This is a genomic window from Methylobacterium sp. M6A4_1b, assembly GCF_053345175.1.
Map to the genome: position 1 here is coordinate 100877 of NZ_JBKEZQ010000005.1, position 18614 is coordinate 119490.

General features: G+C 70.8%; 16 protein-coding genes. 4 read left to right on the plus strand and 12 right to left on the minus strand.

The window, feature by feature from the left end:
* Nucleotide 1: 1 nt before the first annotated feature.
* From acsF to bchF, 12 genes are read right to left on the minus strand one after another with little or no spacing between them, the layout of a single operon-like run.
* The gene (gene acsF, locus ACLBWX_RS07300; protein ID WP_447676407.1) at nt 2-1093 is read right to left on the minus strand and encodes a magnesium-protoporphyrin IX monomethyl ester (oxidative) cyclase; all 1092 of its coding nucleotides are present in this window, start codon (nt 1091-1093) and stop codon (nt 2-4) included.
* Nucleotides 1090-1389, minus strand: a complete 300-nt coding sequence (locus tag ACLBWX_RS07305; RefSeq protein ID WP_056467648.1) for a hypothetical protein — start codon at nt 1387-1389, stop codon at nt 1090-1092. Before ACLBWX_RS07305 ends, acsF begins: the two co-directional genes overlap by 4 nt.
* The gene (puhC, locus tag ACLBWX_RS07310; RefSeq protein WP_447676408.1) at nt 1389-1973 is read right to left on the minus strand and encodes a photosynthetic complex assembly protein PuhC; all 585 of its coding nucleotides are present in this window, start codon (nt 1971-1973) and stop codon (nt 1389-1391) included. The genes ACLBWX_RS07305 and puhC overlap by 1 nt, the downstream gene beginning before the upstream one ends.
* 4 nt (nt 1974-1977) lie before the next feature.
* Entirely contained in the window at nt 1978-2664 is a 687-nt protein-coding gene (gene puhB / locus ACLBWX_RS07315; protein ID WP_447676409.1) for a photosynthetic complex putative assembly protein PuhB, read from the minus strand.
* Nucleotides 2661-3437 carry a photosynthetic reaction center subunit H gene (gene puhA / locus ACLBWX_RS07320; RefSeq protein ID WP_447676410.1) on the minus strand — a complete coding sequence of 259 codons (777 nt, stop codon included), beginning with the start codon at nt 3435-3437 and terminating at the stop codon, nt 2661-2663. The genes puhB and puhA overlap by 4 nt, the downstream gene beginning before the upstream one ends.
* A gap of 12 nt (nt 3438-3449) precedes the next feature.
* A complete protein-coding gene (locus ACLBWX_RS07325) occupies nt 3450-4868 on the minus strand; it encodes an MFS transporter (protein WP_447676411.1) in 1419 nt (472 codons plus the stop codon).
* Nucleotides 4865-5566 carry a magnesium protoporphyrin IX methyltransferase gene (gene bchM, locus ACLBWX_RS07330; protein ID WP_447676412.1) on the minus strand — a complete coding sequence of 234 codons (702 nt, stop codon included), beginning with the start codon at nt 5564-5566 and terminating at the stop codon, nt 4865-4867. Before bchM ends, ACLBWX_RS07325 begins: the two co-directional genes overlap by 4 nt.
* 14 nt (nt 5567-5580) lie before the next feature.
* Nucleotides 5581-6474, minus strand: coding sequence for a ferredoxin:protochlorophyllide reductase (ATP-dependent) iron-sulfur ATP-binding protein (gene bchL / locus ACLBWX_RS07335; RefSeq protein ID WP_447676413.1), 894 nt, complete (start codon nt 6472-6474; stop codon nt 5581-5583).
* Nucleotides 6471-10181 carry a magnesium chelatase subunit H gene (locus ACLBWX_RS07340; RefSeq protein ID WP_447676414.1) on the minus strand — a complete coding sequence of 1237 codons (3711 nt, stop codon included), beginning with the start codon at nt 10179-10181 and terminating at the stop codon, nt 6471-6473. The genes bchL and ACLBWX_RS07340 overlap by 4 nt, the downstream gene beginning before the upstream one ends.
* Nucleotides 10156-11733 carry a ferredoxin:protochlorophyllide reductase (ATP-dependent) subunit B gene (bchB, locus tag ACLBWX_RS07345; protein WP_447676415.1) on the minus strand — a complete coding sequence of 526 codons (1578 nt, stop codon included), beginning with the start codon at nt 11731-11733 and terminating at the stop codon, nt 10156-10158. The genes ACLBWX_RS07340 and bchB overlap by 26 nt, the downstream gene beginning before the upstream one ends.
* A 4-nt stretch (nt 11734-11737) precedes the next feature.
* Entirely contained in the window at nt 11738-13045 is a 1308-nt protein-coding gene (locus ACLBWX_RS07350; RefSeq protein WP_447676416.1) for a ferredoxin:protochlorophyllide reductase (ATP-dependent) subunit N, read from the minus strand.
* On the minus strand, nt 13042-13545 hold the full coding sequence (gene bchF / locus ACLBWX_RS07355) for a 2-vinyl bacteriochlorophyllide hydratase (protein WP_447676417.1): 504 nt from the start codon (nt 13543-13545) through the stop codon (nt 13042-13044). The genes ACLBWX_RS07350 and bchF overlap by 4 nt, the downstream gene beginning before the upstream one ends.
* 337 nt (nt 13546-13882) lie before the next feature.
* Between bchF and ACLBWX_RS07360 the strand changes: the two genes are divergently transcribed.
* The 4 genes from ACLBWX_RS07360 (at nt 13883) to ACLBWX_RS07375 (ending at nt 18613) form a co-directional block, all read left to right on the plus strand.
* The gene (locus ACLBWX_RS07360) at nt 13883-14737 is read left to right on the plus strand and encodes a cobalamin B12-binding domain-containing protein (protein WP_447676418.1); all 855 of its coding nucleotides are present in this window, start codon (nt 13883-13885) and stop codon (nt 14735-14737) included.
* Nucleotides 14738-14806: 69 nt separating this feature from the next.
* On the plus strand, nt 14807-16252 hold the full coding sequence (ppsR, locus tag ACLBWX_RS07365; RefSeq protein WP_447676419.1) for a transcriptional regulator PpsR: 1446 nt from the start codon (nt 14807-14809) through the stop codon (nt 16250-16252).
* A 133-nt stretch (nt 16253-16385) separates the two neighbouring features.
* A complete protein-coding gene (chlG, locus tag ACLBWX_RS07370; RefSeq protein ID WP_447676420.1) occupies nt 16386-17270 on the plus strand; it encodes a chlorophyll synthase ChlG in 885 nt (294 codons plus the stop codon).
* Complete coding sequence (locus ACLBWX_RS07375; protein WP_447676421.1) at nt 17270-18613, plus strand: BCD family MFS transporter; 1344 nt, start codon at nt 17270-17272, stop codon at nt 18611-18613. Before chlG ends, ACLBWX_RS07375 begins: the two co-directional genes overlap by 1 nt.
* The last annotated feature ends 1 nt before the right edge of the window (nt 18614 follow it).

Sequence of the window (18614 nt, forward strand, 5' to 3'; positions counted from 1 at the left end):
CCTACCAGACCGGCTCGAGGCGGATCTCCGCCGGCATCGGGTTGTCGAGGGTCGGCAGGGCGTAGAGCCGGGCGAAGTTCACCGCCGAGGCGGCGATCCAGGCGCCGTGCTTCAGCTTGCCCAGGAGACCGCCCTGCGCCTTGGCGTCGGCGATCCCGATCGAGCAGGCCAGGAGCCGGTCCAGCGCCTGCTTGAAGCGCGGGTTTTCGAGGTCGAGGGTGAGCGGGAAGGTCTGCTTCGAGATCTCAGAGGTGATCCGGAAGACCTGGAAGTCGTAGTCGCTCGGATCGACGCCGAGCGCCTCATGGAAGGCGGGGCGGCAATGGTCGCGGACATACATGGTCGCGAAGACCGCGAGCAGGAAGAACTTGATCCAGTAGCGGTTGACGCCCGAGGTCAGCTTCGGGTTGGCCCGCATCAGGAGCGCGAACGCCTCGCCGTGGCGGAACTCGTCGTTGCACCACTTCTCGAACCATTTGAAGATCGGATGGAAGCGGCGCTCCGGGTTGCGCTCCAGCTCACGGAAGATCGTGATGTAGCGGGCGTAGCCGATCTTCTCGGACAGGTAGGTGGCGTAGAAGATGAACTTCGGCCGGAAGAAGGTGTACTTCTTGGACTTCGTCAGGAAGCCGAGATCGACGCCGATGCCGAAATCCTTCAGCACGTCGTTGATGAAGCCGGCATGGCGTGCCTCGTCGCGGCTCATGAAGCCGAAGAGTTCGCGGATGTCGGGATTCTTCGCGCGCTTGCGCATCTCGGCATAGAGCACGCAGCCCGAGAACTCGGCAGTGATCGACGAGACCAGAAAGTCCATGAACTCCTTGCGCAGGGCCGGGTCGAGCCCGGACATGTCGAGGTCGAACTCCTCGTTCCGGGTGAAGTGGCGCTTGTTCGGGTCGGCGCGCAGCTCCGCGATGAGCTTGTTCCACTCCGCCCGCACGGGCTCGACGTCGGTGCGGTCGAGTTCCTCGAAGTCGGTGGTGTAGAAGCGCGGCGACAGGAAGGTCGTTTCCTGGGCGGCCTTGGTGCCCTCGTTCATGGGCAGCTTCGGCATCGGCGTCTTTGCGGTGGGCTGCTGGATCGCTGCGGTCACAGGCGCCTCCTCTCGGAAAAGCTGACTTCGTAGAGCTCGGTGAGTTCGAGGTGGCCCGCGAGCTTCGTCCAGAGCCGTTCGAGGCGTCCGGCGCGGGTCACCGTGGCGGTGCGCCGGACGACGAGGCGCTCGCCGTAGGGGACGGAGGTCGGGGCGTCGTGCACCTGCACGGCGTCGCCGGGCTCGATCTCGAAATTGGCGTCGAGGACCACGTGGGCATGCAGACTTTCCGAGGTCTGCTCGATCTCGACGGTACAGGGGACGTCGACGGTGCGACGTCCGTTCAGCCAAGCCATCATGGTGCGGCTCCCTTCGCGCCCTTCGCCGAATTCCTTGACGGTTCGGCGTTCGCGGGCACCCCGTCACAAGACCCCGGAATACCGCCCGATGGCAAGGCGGTCGGGCACACATCTTGGGCGAGCATGGGTTCGGCGGGCATCAATCGCGCGAAGGCGGCGTAGTTCGACGGGCCGAAGGCACCGAAATCCACGCTGCGGCCGGTGAGCGCATCGTCGAGGCGCAGGGAGCCGTCGTCGAAGCGCGTCAGCCGGAACGGCACCTCGCGGGAGAGGCCGGCCCGCAGGCGGCTCTGCGCGAAGCCCCGCAGGGTGGCGCGGATGAAGTTGTCCTCCCCCGGCCGGACCGTGGCGACGAGGTCGCCCCGCTCGGCATCCCGCAGCGCGATCGAGCCGTCCGCCGCATCGTCCACCCGCAGGGCGAGGCTCTGAACCGGCCGGGCCGGCTCCATCCGCGTGAGGCCGACGCTCTCGACCCGGCCGACCGTGATAGCCAGCACGGCGAAGGCGACGAGGAGGCCGACCCCCGCGACGAGACTCCGCGAGGTGCGGCCGGCGGTCCGTGCGAGGGGATGCGGGTTCATCGGCTCAGCTCGCCGTCGCGAGGCGGGGGCCGGGCGCCACGCGCGGTCGCAGCACGACGGGTCCGGCCACCTCCTCCGGCGCTTCCCGGTGTGCCGCGAGGGCACGGGCCAGGATCTCGGCGACTTCGCCGCCCCGCGCGACCGTGCGCAGCATCGGCTCGGGCCGGTTCACGTGCCAGGGCCGGGCATGCGGCCACAGGTGCAGATAGGCGACGCGGTTGCCCGGGCGCAGGCGCAGGGGCAGGTCGGCGCTGCCGTCGCGGTAGAGGTGGCAGCCGGCCTCCTCCACCAGGGAGAAGGGCAGGTTCAGGGTCATCGGCAGGGCGATGCCCACCCGCATGACCACCCGGCGGTTGGTGATGGTGTAGGTCGTGGTGCGGGCCGAGAGCCAGCCGAGAAGGGCCAGCAGCAGCACCGCGCCGGTTCCGATCGCGAGGGTGGGCAGCGCCAGGGACGCGGCCTCCAGCGCTTGTCCGGACAGGGCTGCCGGGAGCGCCGCCCAGAGGGCGAGCCCGGCGAACCAGGACCCGACGAGGGTCAGATGCAGCGCCCGGAAGGCGATGCCGAAGCCGCAGGGGCGGCCCTGCCAGAGGATGTGCTCGCCGGCCGGCAGCGGCGCGGGCAGGCCGGGGGGGGCGTCGAAGGCGTTGGCGGGGAGGTGCGGCGCGCGCCGCGCGGTGGACCGGCTCACAGGATGGCCTCCTGGCGGGTGGGGGTCGCGTAGAGGGTGCCGCCGCCGAAGAAGGCCATGATCCGCTCCTCCTCGTTGAGGGTGACCGAATCCGGATCCTTGGTGGTGGGGATGTCGGCGAACTGGTGCGCCAGCAGCGCCTCGGTCGTGACTTTCTGCGAGAAGCGGCCGGTCCGGCAGAAGGTGGCGGGCATCAGCACCCGCCGGCCGCCGGCCCCGAGCTCGACCTCGTAGTAGCGCACCATCGACTCGCCCCGGTCGACCCAGAGGTCGCTCACCGTGCCGGCCACCTGCCGGTCGGCGCCGAACACCGACATGCCGATGGGGTTCGGACCGAGCTCGTGGACCACGAAGTGGTCGGCGACCCGCAGGGGCACGATGCGCTTCTCGCGATCCCAGGTCTCGTCGTGGCTGTCCTCGCGGTCGGCGTAGGCGCCGGGACCGATGGCGTCGTGCAGGCCGTCCGTGTCGGGCTCCAGGGGCGCGCCCGGCCAGACCTCGTGCTTGTGGCCGCGGTAGTTCCAGGGGGTGCGCTCGCCCGTCTGGGGCGCGTGCTTCACGTGGCCGTTGGAGAGGAGGAATTCCTTCGGCGACGGGATCAGGAACGGATCCGGCGGCATCGCCCGGCCGCGGGCGGCCTCGGATTCCAGGGGATAGCCCTCGCGGCGGTCCTCCCGGCGCAGGTAGAAGACGAGGCCGGCGAAGAAGATCCAGAACGCGTAAAGGACCACCTGCGCGACGTCGACGTAGCCCGTGATTTCACCTCTCGGCATGTCCGGTCTCCTTCAGGCTGAGCGGGGCAAGGATCGAGCGAGCGGCGTGCGGCTCTCAGGCCGGACGAGCGGGCCGATGGCCAGCAGCGTCGCGAACAGCAGCGCGATCTCGATGTGGTAGACGATGAGGTATCCGGTGGAGGGCAGGTTCAGCGCCTCGCCGAGATGTCCGGATTCGGCCAGATGCGCGCCCAGATCGCGCAGGATGCCGCTGGCCGCGATGGCGAGGCCGGCGGCGCTCGCCTGGACGGCGCCCCAGGCGCCCAGCGCCAGGCCCGTATCGTCCGGGCCGGCCTTGGCCATGGAGGCCGTCAGGGTTCCGTGGGCGAACAGGCCGCCGCCGAGGCCGATCAGGGCGACGCCCACGGCGAAGAGGCGGGCGGAATCGAGGGGCGCGGCGAAGACCACGGCCGAGAAGGCCGCGATGCCGACCACCGCGCCGGAGGCCGCGACCCGGAAGGCGTCGCCGCCCCGGTCGAGCCAGCGCGCGGCCACCAGGAGGCCGATGCCGCCGCCGCCGGCCAGCAGCGCGGTGAGCGCCGTGGTGGCCGCCACCGGCAGGTGCAGGATCTGCCCGCCATAGGGCTCCAGCAGGATGTCCTGCATCGAGAAGGCGGCGGTGCCGAGGCCGGTGGCGACGAGGCGGCGCCGCGCCCGGCCCTTGCCGGCATAGAGCGCCCAGGATTCCGAGAAGGCCGGCCGGGGCAGTTCGCGCGCCGTGCGGCTGGGCGACCGGGGCTCCTGCTTCCACAGGGCGATGCCGTTGAGCACGACGGTCAGGAGCGCCGCGCCCTGGATCACCTTGATCAGGCGCAGGGCCGAGAAATCCGCCAGCAGCAGCCCGAAGACGACGGCGCTGACCACCATGCCGGCCAGCAGCATGACGCAGAGGAGCGCCACGACCCGGGGGCGGGCATGGGCCGGGGCGAGGTCTGTGGCGAGCGCCAGGCCCACGGTCTGGGTGGTGTGGAGACCCGCACCCACCATCACGAAGGCGAGCGCGGCGGCGAGGTGCCCGGGCCAGGCCGGCCCGGTGGTGTCGCCCGACAGGATCAGCAGGGCGAAGGGCATGATGGCCAGGCCCCCGAACTGCAGCAGCGTGCCGAACCAGATGTAGGGCACCCGGCGCCAGCCCAGCACCGAGCGGTGGGTGTCCGAGCGGAAGCCGACGAGCGCCCGGAACGGCGCGAAGATCAGCGGCAGCGAGAGCATCACGGCCACGATCCAGGCCGGGACCGCCAGCTCGACGATCATCACCCGGTTGAGGGTGCCGATGAGGAGCACGGCGGCCATGCCGACCGTGACCTGGAACAGGGCGAGCCGCAGCAGGCGCCCCATGGGCAACTCCGCCGTCGCCGCGTCGGCGAAGGGCAGGAAGCCGGGGCCGACGCGCTGGATCGCGCGGGCCATGGAAGCGCCAAGGCGGGTCATGGCGCCCGCCGGAGTTCGAAGGCCTGGGACAGGTAGAACCCGCTGTTCACCCGGTGTGCGCGGCCGATCCGGATATCGGCCAGGGCCGGCTCCGCGGCCACGCGACGGCGCAGGTCCGCCTCGCCGACCGGGACGATGGCGGGCGCCCGGTCGCCGCGCGGGAAGGCCCGGCCGGCCATGTGCATCAGGGTGAGGAGCGGCGTGCGCGGCGCCACCGTGAACAGGATCGCGGCGTCGGTGCGGGCGCTGAGCTGAGCCAGCGCCGCGACGATGTCGGGCGTGGCGTAGTGGATCAGCGAATCCATCGCGACGACGAAATCGAAGCGGCCGAGGGCGGGATCGAGCATGTCGCCGACCCGGAAGTCGATGTGGCCCGGACCCGACAGGGTGGTGCGCTCCCGGGCGAGCCCGATCAGCGTCGGCGAGACGTCGATGGCGACGACCTCGGCCCCGCGGCGCGCGGCCTCCAGGCTGAGGGCTCCGGTGCCGCATCCGGCATCGAGCAGGCGCTTGCCGGTCAGGTCGGCGGGAAGCCAGGACAGGAGATTGGCCCGCATGGCGTCGCGCCCGGCCCGCACGGTGGCGCGGATCTTCGAGACCGGCGCATCCGAGGTCAGCCGGGCCCAGGCCTCGACGGCGGTGCGGTCGAAGTAGGTGGTGAGCTGGGAGCGGCGGGCGGCGTAGCTGTGCGAGGTCATGGTGGGGCGCCCGCTCAATCGAAGCCGAGGAATTCGAACAGGTCGCGGTCCTTCATCGGGATCGCGTCGAGCGGCTTGCCGCCGGCCCAGAGGTGGGCCGCGAGGCGCATGTATTCGGTGGTGACGGCCAGGAGTTCGGGCGTCTCCTCCATCTCGAACAGGGTCGACTTCTTCAGGCGCGAGCGCCGGACCACATCGAGATCGGGGAAGTGGGCGATGCGCTCCAGGCCGACGGCGGCGTTGAAGCGGTCGATCTCGTCGGTCTTGGCCGAGCGGTTGGCGATGACCCCGCCGAGGCGCACGGGGTAGTTCTTCGCCTTGGCGTGGATCGCCGCGACGATCCGGTTCATGGCGAAGATGGAATCGAAGTCGTTGGCGGTGACGATGAGGGCCTGGTCGGCGTGCTGGAGCGGCGAGGCGAAGCCGCCGCAGACCACGTCGCCGAGCACGTCGAAGATCACCACGTCGGTGTCTTCCAGGAGGTGGTGCTCCTTCAGGAGCTTCACCGTCTGGCCGACGACGTAGCCGCCGCAGCCGGTGCCCGCCGGGGGGCCGCCGGCCTCGACGCACATGACGCCGTTGTAGCCTTCGGCGACGAAGTCCTCGATGCGCAGCTCCTCGGAGTGGAACTGCACGGCCTCCAGGGCATCGATCACCGTCGGCGCCAGGCGCTTCGTGAGCGTGAAGGTCGAATCGTGCTTGGGGTCGCAGCCGATCTGCAGGACGCGCTTCCCGAGCTTGGAGAACGCCACCGACAGGTTCGACGAGGTGGTCGACTTGCCGATGCCGCCCTTGCCGTAGACCGCGAACACCTTGGCGGTGCCGATCTTGAGGTTCGGGTCGAGTTCCACCTGGACGCTGCCCTCGGGGCGGCGCGCGGTGACCGGATTGCGGATGGCGATGTTCATGCGGCGACCCCTGCGGTGATGCCTTCGACGCGGTCCTCGAGTTCCTCCTCGGCGCGGTCGAGCGCGTCGCGCGTCTCCGCGTCGGGGGTCCAGAAGCCGCGCTGGTGCGCCTCGATCAGCCGGTGAGCCACCTTGGCCGAAGCGGTCGGGTTGAGGGCCGCCATGCGCTCGCGCATGGCGGGGTCGAGGACGTAGGTCTCGGTGATGCGCTGGTAGATCCAGGGGGCGACGCCGTTGGTGGTGGCCGACCAGCCCAGGGTGTTGGTGAGATGCGCCTCGATCTGGCGCACGCCCTCGTAGCCGTGGCCGAGCATGCCCTCGGTCCATTTCGGGTTGAGCATCCGGGTGCGGGTCTCCAGGGAGACCTGCTCGGTCAGCGAGCGCACCACGCCCTCGCCGCGGGTCTGGTCGCTGATGAAGATCGGCACGGCCTCGCCGCGGGCCTTGGCGACGGCGCGGCCCATGCCGCCGAGACCGTCGAAGTAATGGTCGACCGAGGTCACGCCGACCTCGACGGAATCGAGGTTCTGGTAGGCGAGGTCCACGGTGGCCAGCACGCTTCCCATCAGGGCGCGCTGGGCGCTCGGCACGCCGGTGCGGCCATAGGCGAAGGATTTGCGCCGCGCGAAGGTCTCGGAGATCTCGTCGGCATCCTCCCAGCGGCCGGATTCCACGAGCGCGTTGACGTTGGCGCCGTAGGTGCCCTCCGCGTTGGAGAAGACCCGGAGCGCGGCGGTCTCCAGGTCGATGCCGTGCTCGGCCTGGAGCGCGAGGGCGTGCTTGCGGACGAAGTTCCGCTCCTCCGGCTCGTCGGCGATGGCCGCGAGGTAGGAGGCCTCCGCCAGGAGCTTGGTCTGCAGGGGCAGAAGATCGCGAAAGATCCCCGACAGGGTGACGACCACGTCGATGCGCGGGCGCCCGAGGGTGTCCAGCGGGATCAGGGTCGCGCCGCAGAGCCGGCCGTAGCCGTCGAAGCGTGGTGCGGCGCCGATGAGCGCGAGCGCCTGGGCGATGGGCCCGCCCTCGCTCTTCAGGTTGTCGGTCCCCCACAGGACGAGGGCGATGCTCTCGGGCAGCGCCGCGCCCTCGTCGCCGTAGCGCGCCAGCAGGCGGGCCGCCTGACGCGCGCCGTCGGCGAGCGCGAAGGCCGAGGGAAGCCGGTAGGGATCGAAGCCGTGCAGGTTGCGGCCGGTGGGCAGGATGCCCGGATTCCGCAGGAGGTCGCCGCCGGCCACGGGAGCGATGAAGCGACCGTCGAGGGCGGCGAGCAGTCCCCGGATCTCATGATCCTGTGACAACAGGAGATCGGTCTCGCGCAGGGCCGCGAAGGCTTCGCGGTGCGCTTCGGTGAGGTCGAGGCCGGCCTGCGCCAGGGCGGAGTCGACGGCCTCGCCGTCGACCAGAGCGCGGATTCCGGCGCGGCTCGGCAGGAGACCATGGCTGGCCTCCGCGAGGGCGAGGAGGATGTCGACCCGCTCCTCGGGCGGGGTCGCCGCGCCGGTCACGTGAAGACCGTGCGGGATCAGGGTGTGCTCCAGCTCGTGCAGGGCGACCGCCAGGCGGTGGACGTGACCGGCGAGGTCGGCATTCCAGGCCGGCTCCGCGGCCACGAGGTCGAGGCCGGCCCCCTGCGCCTGGATCAGCTCGGCGAGGTCTCTGCGCTCGCCCACGGCCTCGGGCTCCAGGGCGCGCCAACGCTCGATGGACGCCTTGAGGTCGATGAGGCCGCGATACAGACCGGCCTGGGCGAGACTCGGGGTCAGGTAGCTCACCAGGGTCGCGGCGGAGCGGCGCTTGGCGAGAAGGCCCTCGGAGGGGTTGTTGGCGGCGTAGAGGTAGACGTGCGGCAGCGCGCCGATCAGGCGTTCCGGCCAGCAGGCGCCCGAGAGGCCGGTCTGCTTGCCGGGCATGAATTCGAGCGCCCCGTGGGTCCCGAAATGCAGCACGGCATCGGCACGGAAATCCTCGCGCAGGTAGCGGTAGAAGGCCGAGAAGGCATGGGTGGGGGCAAAACCGCGCTCGAAGAGCAGCCGCATCGGGTCGCCCTCGTAGCCGAAGCCCGGCTGGACGCCGACGAAGACGTTTCCGAACTGGGCGCCGAGCACGAAGATCTGCGCGCCGTTGCTGTTCTGGCGCCCCGGCGCCGGACCCCACTGGGCCTCGATCTCGGCCAGATGCCGCTCGCGCCGGACATGCTCGTCGGCGGGAATGCGATGGTGGACGTTGGCGGGCGTTCCGAACCGAGCGGCGTTTCCGGCGAGCACCGCCTCGCGCAGGGCGTCGACGCTCTCGGGGACCTCGACCGCGTAGCCCTCGGCCTTCATCGCCGTCAGGGTGTTGTGAAGCGAGTGGTAGACCGACAGGAAGGCGGCGGTGCCGATGCTGCCGGCATTGGGCGGGAAGCCGAACAGGACGACGGCGACCCGGCGCTCGGCCCGCGCCTTGCGGCGCAGGGCGACGAGGCGCTCGATGCGCGCGGCGAGCATGTCGGCGCGTTCGGGATGCACGACCATGTCGCGGGCGCTGGCGCCCAGCGAGCGGCTGGAGCGTCCGCCGAAGACCATCGGAGCCGTGGCGCCGTCGAGTTCGGGAATCGCCACCATCATGGTGGCCTCGACCGGCGAGAGGCCGCGGTCGGACGCTTCCCACTGCTCCAGGGTCTGGAACTCCAGGGCATGGGCCGCGAGGTAGGGGACGTCGAGCTCGGAGAGCAGCGCCTGTGCCCCGGCGGCATCGTTGTAGGCGGGGCCGCCCACCAGGGAGAATCCGGTGAGCGAGACCAGCGCGTCGATGGTCGGGCGCCCGTCGGCGCGGAAGAACGCATCGACGGCGGGGCGGTTGTCGAGGCCGCTGGCGAAGGCCGGCACGACGGCGAGGCCCCGCGCCTCCAGGGCCGCGACGACGCCGTCGTAATGGGCGGTGTTCCCGGCCAGCACGTAGGAGCGCATGACGAGGAGGCCGACGCGACCCTTCAGGGGACCGGCGGGCGCCGGCACCTTCGTCACGTCCTCGCCGATTCGGCCGGCCATGCGCGGATGGTAGAGGCCGGTCTCCGGGTAGCTGAGCGGTGCCGGCGCGGCCGCGATCCGGCGCCAGCTCTCGCGCGGTCCGGCGGCATAGCGGCCGACCAGGAAGCGCACGAGGTTGGCGATGTTCTCGTCCGAGCCCGAGAGCCAGTATTGCAGGGTGAGGAAATAGGCCCGCACGTCCTGGGCCGAGCCCGGGATGAAGCGCAGGATCTTGGGCAGTTTCCGGATCATCGCCATCTGGCGGGCGCCGTTGCCCTGGGCGCCGGGCTTGCCGCGCAGCTTCTTCAGGAACTCCAGCGCGCCGCTCTTGGGGCCGTCCATGTCGAAGCGGTTCAGCCGGGTGGTCTTCACCACCTCGCCGGCCGAGAGGCAGCCGACCATCGCGTCGCAATGCGGACGCCGCGCGAGGAGCGACGGCAGGATCGCCCGGACGTGCTCGTCCATGAACAGCATCGTGGAGACGATGATGTCGGCGCGCGCGATGTCGGCCTTGCAGGCCTCGAGGGCGGCCGGATCGGTGTCCCAGGCCGCCGCGGCGTGGAAGTCGAGGACGAGACCCGGCAGCTCGCGGGTCAGGCGCTGGCGTGCGCGCTCCAGCGCGCTCGCCACGTGATTGTCCATCGTCACGAGGACGACCCGGAGCGCCGGGCGCTCAGCGTCCGAAATGCGCTTTGGCATCGTACAGGGTCTCGAGAGTGATGAGCGGCAGGGCGCGTTCCCGCGCGAAGCGCTCGGTGTTCGCGCGGGCTTTGCCCCGCACGAAGAACGGGATCTTCTTGAGTTCCTTCTCGGCCTCCGAGGCCCAGGTCAGGACGATCGGCCCGGCCGGAGCGGAAAGGGCATCGGCGGTGACGGGTGGTTCGACCGGGCCGGGCGCCTCGGCGGCGACCTCGACCGACGCGGTGCCGTGCCGGGGCAGGTGCGAGGGCGCGGCCGCGCCGTGGAACTCGGCATCCTCGCGGAACATGCCGAGCAGGTGCTCCTCCAGGCCCATCATCAGGGGATGGACCCAGGTGTCGAACAGGACGTTGGCGCCTTCGAAGCCCATCTGCGGCGAGTGCCGGGCGGGGAAATCCTGGACGTGGATCGGGGCCGAGATCACCGCGCAGGGCAACCCGAGGCGCTTGGCGATGTGGCGTTCCATCTGCGTGCCGAGCACAAGTTCCGGCTGGGTGGCCTGGATGGCGGCTTCCACATCGAGGTAATCGTCCGTGATCGTGGCCTCGATACCGTGCAGCGCCGCCTCTGCGCGGACTTCGCGGGCGAATTCGCGCGTGTAGGTCCCGAGACCCACCACCCGGAAGCCGAGTTCGGTGGCGGCGATCCGGGCGGCGGCCAGCGCGTGGGTGGCGTCGCCGAAGATGAAGACGCGCTTGTCGGTGAGGTAGGTCGAATCGACCGAGCGCGAGTACCAGGGCAGCCGCGAGGGCGCGCCGGCCAGGACGGGGGCCGGGTCGACGTTCGCCGCGGCGGCCACCGCCTCGACGAAGCGGATGGTGGCCTGGACGCCGATCGGAACGATCTCGACCATCGGCTGTCCGAAGGTCTTCTGGAGATGCAGACCGGCGGCGCGGGCGATCTCGGGATAGAGCACGACGTTGAAGTCGGCCGCGCCGAGGCGTCCGAGATCGGCCGGGGTCGCGCCGAGCGGGGCGGTCACGTTCACGTCGATGCCGAGCGCCCCGAGGATCTTGGTGATCTCGACGAGGTCGTCGCGATGGCGGAAGCCCAGCGCGGTCGGGCCGAGGACGTTGCAGAGGGGGCGGCGCCCCTCGCGGGGCGTCGGCGTGCCGCCGGCGAGCGCCCGGACGAGGCGGTAGAAGGTCTCCGAGGCGCCCCAGTTCTCCTTCTTCTGGTAAGCCGGGAGCTCCAGGGGAATCACCGGGATCGGCAGGGCGAGGGCGCGGGCGAGGCCGCCCGGATCGTCCTGGATCAGCTCGGCGGTGCAGGAGGCCCCGACGATCATCGCGTCCGGACGGAAGCGCTCGTAGGCTTGCGCCACGGCATCCTGGAAGATCGCGGCGGTGTCGGCGCCGAGGTCCCGGGCCTGGAAGGTGGTGTAGGTCACCGGCGGGCGGGCGTCACGCCGCTCGATCATGGTGAAGAGCAGGTCGGCGTAGGTGTCGCCCTGCGGGGCATGCAGCACGTAGTGCAGGCCCTTCATCGCGGTGGCGATCCGCATGGCCCCGATATGCGGCGGGCCCTCGTAGGTCCAGAGCGTCAGCTGCATCGCGTCAGACCTCCAGCCGGGTGCGGCGCTTCAGCGGGCGCGCGAAGAGTTCGGCGAGGTCCCCGGCCTGGTCGTAGCCCTGGATCGGGGTGAACAGCAGCTCGATCGACCACTTGGTCGCCAGACCCTCGGCTTCCAGCGGATTGGCGAGACCGAGGCCGCAGACCGTGAGGTCGGGCTTCTCCGCGCGGCAGCGGTCCATCTGCGCATCGAGGTTCTGGCCCTCCACCACCCGGGTGCCGGCGGGCAGGAGCGCAAGCTCGGGCGCATGGTGCTGGCGGTGCAGGTAGGGCGTGCCGACCTCGATCAGTTCGGCGCCCATCTCGCGCGAGAGGAACCGGGCGAGCGGCAGTTCGAGCTGCGAATCGGGGAAGAAGAACACCCGCTTGCCCGCGAGCCGCTCCCGGTAGAGGTCGAGGGCGACCGCGGCCCGGGCGCGCCCCGGAGCGGTGACGCGCGCGAAGCGCTCCGCCGGCACGTCGAAGGCCTCGGCGGCGGCGGCGAGCCAGCCGGTGGTGCCCTCCGAGCCGAGGGGGAACGGCGCGGCGATCCGCTTGGCGCCGCGCGCCTCGAGGGCACGGGCGGTCTCGGCCAGGAACGGCTGGGCGAGGAGGATTCGGGTGTTGCGCCCGACCGTCGGCAGGGACCCGGCGCGGCGCGCCGGCAGGAAGGCCACCTCTGCGATGCCGAGATCGGCGAACAGGCGGGCGAACTGGTCCTCGACGACGTCGGCCAGCGCCCCGACCACGAGGAGCGCGGGCGCGGCGGTCTCGGCTGCGGCGCTCTCGGCTGCCCGCGGCATTTCGGGGACGAGGGCGGCGAGGCAGGCATCCTCGCCCTGCGTGAAGGTGGTCTCGATGCCGCTGCCCGAGTAGCTCAGCACGCGCACGTCGGGATGAAAGCTCTGCGACAGGCGCTGGGCCGCGCGCGACAGGTCGAGCTTGATCACCTCCGAGGGGCAGGAGCCCACGAGGAACAGGAGGCGGATGTCGGGGCGACGCTCGATGAGGCGGCACACCACCCGGTCGAGCTCCTCGTTCGCGTCGACCAGGCCGGCGAGGTCGCGCTCGTCGAGGATCGCGGTGGCGAATCGCGGCTCGGCGAAGATCATCACCCCGGCGGCCGACTGGATGAGGTGCGCGCAGGTGCGCGAGCCGACGACGAGGAAGAAGGCGTCCTGGATCTTGCGGTGCAGCCAGACGATGCCGGTGAGCCCGCAGAACACCGCGCGCTGGCCGCGCTCCTGGCGGATGTCGCAGCCCGTCTCCAGAACGGGAGCCGTAAGATCGGGGATCGGGGCGTGGGCGTTCATCGCGCGGCCTCCGCGAGGAAGCCGGCCGGTACCGCCTGGAGCCGGGCGGCCCGGAGCTTGAGCACGAACTGAGCGGCGTTGACGGCGTAGGATGCGTAGGCCGCCAGCGCCAGGAGCATCAGCCCGCCGGTGTCGAGGGCGCCGGTCGCCAGCGCTACGAGGTAGGCGCTGTGCACGGCCAGCACCAGCATGCTGACCATGTCCTCCCAGTAGAAGGCCGGCGCGAACAGGTAGCGGCCGAACACGGCCTTCTCCCAGATCGAGCCCGTGACCATGATCGCGTAGAGGAGGAGGGTCTTGACCACCACGGAGGCGTTCGCCGCCGTCGCACCCTCGCCGGTCCACAGGGTGCGCAGGACGAGCCCGAGACTCACGGCGAACACGAGGAATTGAAGCGGGGCGAGAACGCCCTGGACGAGCGTCCAGCGGGTCGCATCGCGACGGGCGCGCTGCTCGGCGTCGTAGAGAGGCCGCCTTGGCTTGTCCGCGCTCCGGATCATCCTGTCCGCCCCCCTTTCGGAGCCCCTCGCGACGAGGTCGCCGGGTCTCATTGGAGCGAGGTTAGGAAGGCGGTCCACGAGTGTCAAGCCAGCTTTACGTCAAAAGCCGATGACACACGGAATGCAAAATAGTTATAGCGGCCGTATTGAAAAAGCGCATTTCGAGCGTATCGTGCAGCTTCGATGCAGGGAAAGCATAGCTGTCCCTCCCCGGCGCCGGGGTACCCAGGCGTGTACTCCGACGCCCCGGAATTCGACGCGAAAGATCGAACCGACACGAAGCCGTCAGACACATTGGGAGGGACCAATGGATGATGTGAGGCAATTCGGTGATCGATTGCGTTACGAACCATCCAGCCGGGATGTCGCAGACCTGTGCGAGGCTGGAATCAGTGCCCAGCTCGCGGTTTTCGGGCAGGCGATCCGCCTGCAGCGGGACCTCGCGCGCGTCGTCGAATCCGAGATCATTCCGCGTCTGATGCTGGCCCACCGGGTCGAGCCGGCGCCCGAACCCACGGACGTGCTGCCGAACGAGGAGCAGATCGCGGCCTTCACGGCGCTCATGCTCGATCCGGCCGGCGACGACCTGGAGGCTCGGCTCGCCGATCTGCTGGCGAGCGGCCTCGGGACAGACAGCCTCCTCCTCGATCTCCTCGCCCCGACGGCCCGCCATCTCGGCACGCTGTGGGAAGAGGACCTCTGCGACTTCGTCGAGGTCACGCGCGCCATGGGCCGGCTGCAGCGGATCATGCGGGAAGTCACCAGCCGTTTTCGCAACGAGCCGGAGGCTCCCCCCGTCGACCGGAAGATCCTGTTGCTGCCCTGCCCCGGAGATTCCCACAGGTTTGGCCTGACCGTGGTGGAGCAGTTCTTCCGCGAGGCAGGCTGGTCCGTGACCTGCACGGTCTCTCAGCCGGAGGAGGACAGCCTCCGGTGCGTCCGCGAGGAATGGTTCGACATCGTCGGCCTGTCCCTCGCCTGCGAGACCCTGTTCCCGGCCATGACCGAGACCGTGGCGGCCTTGCGCCGGAACTCCCGGAACGATGCGCTTCGGGTGATGGTTGGAGGTCCAGCCTTCGCGGCGAATCCCGACAGCTTCCGGCGCGTCGGAGCCGATGCGAGCGCCGGCGACGCCCGCTCGGCCCTGTCCGTCGCAGAATGCCTGCTTGATCTGCCAGTCAGACCCTGCTGAAAGACGTACCCGATCGCATTAGCCTCTCTCCGTTCCATCCTGCCCGACCACATCCAGACGTGGTGACCCGTGACCAGCCTGGCGCTTCCTGCCACGAGCCATGCGCTTGCGGCGTTTCAGAATTCCCTCGGCCCCCTCGACGCGCAAGCGGCGGGATTACTGGTGGCTGCCGCGACGGACCTGTCCCTGGTCATCGACGCCGAAGGCGTGATCCGGGAGGCCACCTTCGGCAGCGCCGACCTCGCGGATGAGGGCTGCGACAGCTGGCTGGGTCGTCCCTGGGTCGACACGGTGACGGTCGAGAGCCGCCCGAAGATCACCGCCCTTCTCAAGGATGCCGCCCCGAACGCGGTCACGCGCTGGCGCCAGGTGAATCACGTTTCACCGACCGGCATCGACCTGCCCGTCCGTTATGCCGCGATGCGGCTGGCCAAGGACGGACAGATCCTCGTCCTCGGCCGCAACCTGCGCGCGATGGCGTCGCTGCAGCGGACCCTGGCCGAGACGCAGCAGGCGCTGGAGCGCGATTACCTGCGCATGCGCGGAGCCGAGACCCGTTACCGCCTGCTCTTCCAGCTCGGCTCGGAGCCGGTCCTCGTGGTCGACGCCGCGACGCGTCGGGTCACCGAAGTGAACCCGGCCGCTTCCCGCCTCATCGGACGCGCCGAGAAGCGGATCGTCGGTCAGGACGCCGTCGACCTGTTCGACGCGGTCGGCGCCCGCGACCTCGAATCGCTGTTCGCGGGCCTCCGGGTGACCGGGCAGGCCGCCGATCTCGAAGCCAAGCTCGGGCACGGACGCGGCGCGGTGCGCGTCTCCGCCTCGCTCTTCCGGCAGGAGAACGCCACCAGCATCCTGCTGCGCCTCGCCTCGCCGGAGCTGGTGGAGACCGGCGCGGCACGCACCGGTGCCGGTGCCCTCGACGTCCTGCGGAACCTGCCGGAGGGCTTCGTCGTCACCGACCAGTCCCGGCGCGTGCTCATGGCCAACCCGGCCTTCCTCGATCTGGTGCAGCTCGCCACCGAGGAGCAGGTTCGCGGCCGGCCGCTCGACACCTGGATCGGGCGCGAGGAATCGGAGGCCGCGGCGCTGTTCGCGACGCTGGTCCAACACGGCTCCGTCCGCCACTTCCCGACCCATATCCGCGGCGCCTACGGCAACATCGAGGACGTGGAGGTCGCCGCCGTCTCGGTGACGGGCGGCAGTCAGCCCTGCATCGGCTTCACCCTTCGCGCCACCCCCCGGCGGGCGGCGGCCGTGTCCGGCGGTCGCGATTTGCCGCGCTCGGCCGAGCAGATGACCGAACTCGTCGGGCGCGTCTCGATGAAGAACCTCGTGCGCGAATCGACCGATCTCATCGAGCGCCTCTGCATCGAGGCCGCCCTGCGGATCACCCGCGACAACCGCGCCTCGGCCGCCGAGATGCTCGGCCTGAGCCGGCAGGGCCTCTACGCTAAGATGCATCGCTACGGCATCGGCGACCTCGACGCACGGGACGCCGCCGACGAGGCGTGAGGCGTCGCGCCTGATCACAGAGCGCGACACCCCCCTTCCCGGTCAGCAATATCGTTCCCGGCGCGTCCCGCCTCACGACAATGTTGTAAATCAAACTTGACACTCTGGGGTGTGAAAAACTAGCGTCGTCTCCATGGCAACGCCTGCACCCAGCGCCCTCGTCGAGCTCCTGAAGCCGATCACATGGTTCGCGCCGATGTGGGCCTTCACCTGTGGCGTCGTCTCCTCCGGGGCCTCGCCCTCCGGGCAGTGGCCGGTGATCGCCGCCGGCGTGATCCTGGCCGGTCCCCTGGTCTGCGCGACCTCGCAGGCGGTCAACGACTGGTACGATCGCCACGTCGACGCGATCAACGAGCCGCACCGGCCGATCCCGTCCGGCCGCATGCCGGGGCGGTGGGGTCTCTACGTCGCCTTCGGCTGGACCTTCCTGTCGCTCCTCGTCGCCGCGACCCTGGGCCCCTGGATTCTCGGCGCCGCCCTTTTCGGCCTGGTTCTGGCCTGGATCTACAGTGCGCCGCCGCTGCGCCTGAAGCGCAACGGCTGGTGGGGCAACACGGCGGTCGCGCTCTGCTACGAGGGCCTGCCCTGGTTCACCGGGGCCGCCGTGATGGCGGCGGCCGTACCGGACTGGCGGGTGCTCCTCGTGGCGCTGCTCTATTCGGTCGGCGCCCACGGCATCATGACCCTCAACGACTTCAAGTCGGTGGAGGGCGACGGCCGCACCGGGATCCGGTCCCTGCCCGTGCAGCTCGGCACCCTGGGAGCCGCCCGCCTCGCCTGCCTCGTCATGGCGGTGCCGCAGATCGCCGTCATCCTCGGCCTCTTCGCCTGGAACCGCCCCTGGCACGGCACGGTGATCGCTGCCCTGCTGCTCGGGCAGTTCGTTCTGATGCGCCGCCTCCTCGCCGCGCCCCGCGAGCGGGCCGCCTGGTACAACGGCACCGGCACCACCCTCTACGTGCTGGGCATGCTGGTGGCGGCCTTCGCCCTGCGGCCCCTCGTCCAGGGGGGGCTGTGATGCCGAACCCATCCTTCGGCTGGCTCGCCATCGTCCGGCTCGGCCTCGTGCAGACGGCGCTCGGCGCCGTTGTCGTCCTCATGACCTCGACCATCAACCGCGTGATGGTGGTGGAGCTCGCCCTCCCGGCGATCGTGCCGGGCGGACTCATCGCCCTGCACTACGCGGTGCAGGTGCTGCGCCCGCGCTGGGGCTACGGCTCCGACCGCACCGGCCGGCGCACGCCCTGGATCATCGGCGGCATGGCGGCCCTGTCGCTGGGGGGCTTCGGTGCGGCCGTGGCCACCGCTCTCGCCGAGACGCACCAGACCGCCGGCCTTGCTCTGGCGGTGCTCTCGTTTCTCACGGTCGGCATGGGCGCCGGCGCCGCCGGGACCTCGCTCCTCGTTCTCCTCGCCACCGGCGTCGACGCGCGCCGCCGCGGGGCCGCCGCCACCGTGGTCTGGGTGATGATGATCGCGGGCTTCGCCATCACCGCGCCCGTGGCCGGGCATTTCCTGGATCCCTTCTCGGGCGCGCGGCTGATCGCGGTGTCCGGCACGGTCTCCCTCGTCGCGTTCACCCTGGCCGCCCTGGCCCTGCGCGGCGTCGAGCCGGCATCGCGCCCGTCGTCGGGTTCCGAGGCGGCCGAGAAGCGTCCCTTCCGCGAGGTGCTGGCACGGGTCTGGGCCGAGCCCGAATCCCGGCGCTTCACGGTCTTCATCTTCATGGCGATGCTGGCCTACAGCGCGCAGGAACTGATCCTCGAACCCTTCGCCGGCCTCGTCTTCGCGATGACGCCGGGGGTGACCACCAAGCTCGCGGGCCTGCAGCACGGCGGCGTGCTCGCCGGCATGCTCACCGTGGCGGGCGTGACCATGGGCATCGGCGGTCCGGTGCTCGGCTCCCTCAAGGTCTGGACCACGCTGGGCTGCGTCGGCTCGGCCTTCGCGCTGCTCGCCATCGCCGGGGGCGGCCTCGCGGGCGCCGACTTCCCCCTGCGGGTGCCGGTCTTCGTCCTCGGTGTGTTCAACGGAATCTTCGCGGTGGCGGCCATCGGCTCGATGATGGCGCTGGCCGGGGCCGGCGGCGAGGCCGAGCGCGGCACTCGGATGGGTGTCTGGGGCGCGGCCCAGGGCGTGGCCTTCGGGGCCGGCGGCTTCCTCGGCACGGTCGCGGTGGACCTCGCCCGCCTCGTCACGACCCGGGTCGTCGACGCCTATGCCAGCGTCTTCGCCGCCGAGGCGCTGCTCTTCGTCTTCGCCGCCGCCCTCGCCCTGCGCATCGCCCACGCTCCGGCGACGCAGGTGCCGCGCGGCCGGCGCCGCCCTTCGTCGTTCGAGGCATCGCTTTCCACGAGGTGAG